Below are 1,319 nucleotides of genomic sequence, written 5' to 3'. Positions count from 1 at the left end.
ATCCAGACCGAGAAGCGCGAAGGGCAGTTGCTTGCGCAATTCTGTGAGCACCGAGCTCAACAGCGTCTGTTTGCGAACCAGCAGCGGCGCACATTCCAGCCGGTCGCGATGTCGGTGAGCACGAGGGTTTGGATGAAGCTGCCGCGAGCCGAAGGGCCGCTATGGGCCCCGAGGTCCGCCTCAACGAAGCCTGGCGCTGGATCGTCCAATCCGCCGACGTTCTAACGGGAATGCTCCGTCGCAGGGCATGCGCCGCGGGCCGTCGTCGGGGACGTCCCATGCGTTCTCGGATCGGTCCCAGCTCCTGTCATCGTGGCCGCGCTCATCGCCAGCAATTTGCCCCGGATTTCCGGCGCTAAGTCAAAATGACCGTGCCGTTCCATCCGCCTCGAGAAGGATGGGCAGTAACGCGCTTCCAGCCTCTTACCGCAGATGCGATCAGACGCCTCCCAGAGCAATATGAGCGCATTGCGTTCCGCTTCACCATAAATCCGCGGCCGCGCTCGCCAGCCTGCAACCGGCCCCTCACGGCGTCGTAGCAGCCGCATCGCGTGCTTGCGGTGAAAGCCCGTGATGACGACGAATTCATCCAAAATTCTCGCCTTCTCGGCTCGCGTCGAAGCACGATAGCGCTCTGAAACCGCCGTCGTCAGTTCTTTCCTTGTCGCCATGCTCAGCCGTCCCATAATAGCCCCATGTAGCGCGACAAACCGGGAGAGAGGAGCGCGTCAATCTGGATGAGAATCTAGTGTCGCGGCGGTGATGATGATCGCGGCATTGATTGTCGCGCGCAAGAGGTTTGTCGGTTTGATTGTCGCGGCGCGTCAATCAGGCGCGACGTTCGCGGGTGTCGCATATGACGCCGGCCGGCCCGGTCCGCGCTTTCGCTCGATCGCTTCGCGCCGCCGATAGCTCTCCACATTCATCTCGAAGATTGTCGCGTGATGGACGAGGCGGTCAACAGCGGCGAGAGTCATGGCGGGATCCGGGAAGACCTTGCCCCATTCGCCGAAGGGCTGGTTGGCGGTGATGAGCATGGAGCGTCGTTCATAGCGGGCGCTGATGAGCTCGAACAGCACGCTGGTCTCGGCCTGGTCCTTGGTGACGTAGGCGAGGTCGTCAAGGACCAACAGGTGGAAGCGGTCGAGCCGGTTGATGGCGGCTTCAAGGCCGAGTTCGCGGCGTGCGACCTGCAGCTTCTGGACGAGGTCGGTGGTGCGGGTGAACATGACCCGCCATCCGTTCTCGATGAGCGCGAGCCCGATGGCGGAGGCGAGATGGCTCTTTCCGCCGCCGGGCGGACCGAACAGCAGCAAGTT

General features: G+C 62.7%; 1 protein-coding gene and 1 pseudogene. Both read right to left on the bottom strand.

Translation table 11 applies throughout. The features are described 5' to 3' along the window. Positions 1 to 686 (bottom strand): annotated as a pseudogene (locus EOA38_RS36915) (ISNCY family transposase); the annotation flags it as partial. A gap of 138 nt (positions 687 to 824) precedes the next feature. After that, positions 825 to 1,319, bottom strand: a 495-nt coding sequence (locus EOA38_RS36910) for an ATP-binding protein (protein ID WP_148669493.1), incomplete at its 5' end; no start/stop codon positions are given.

The sequence above is a fragment of the Mesorhizobium sp. M1E.F.Ca.ET.041.01.1.1 genome, from assembly GCF_003997355.1.
Taxonomy (GTDB): domain Bacteria; phylum Pseudomonadota; class Alphaproteobacteria; order Rhizobiales; family Rhizobiaceae; genus Mesorhizobium.
This window is presented reverse-complemented; position numbering and strand designations above follow the sequence as displayed.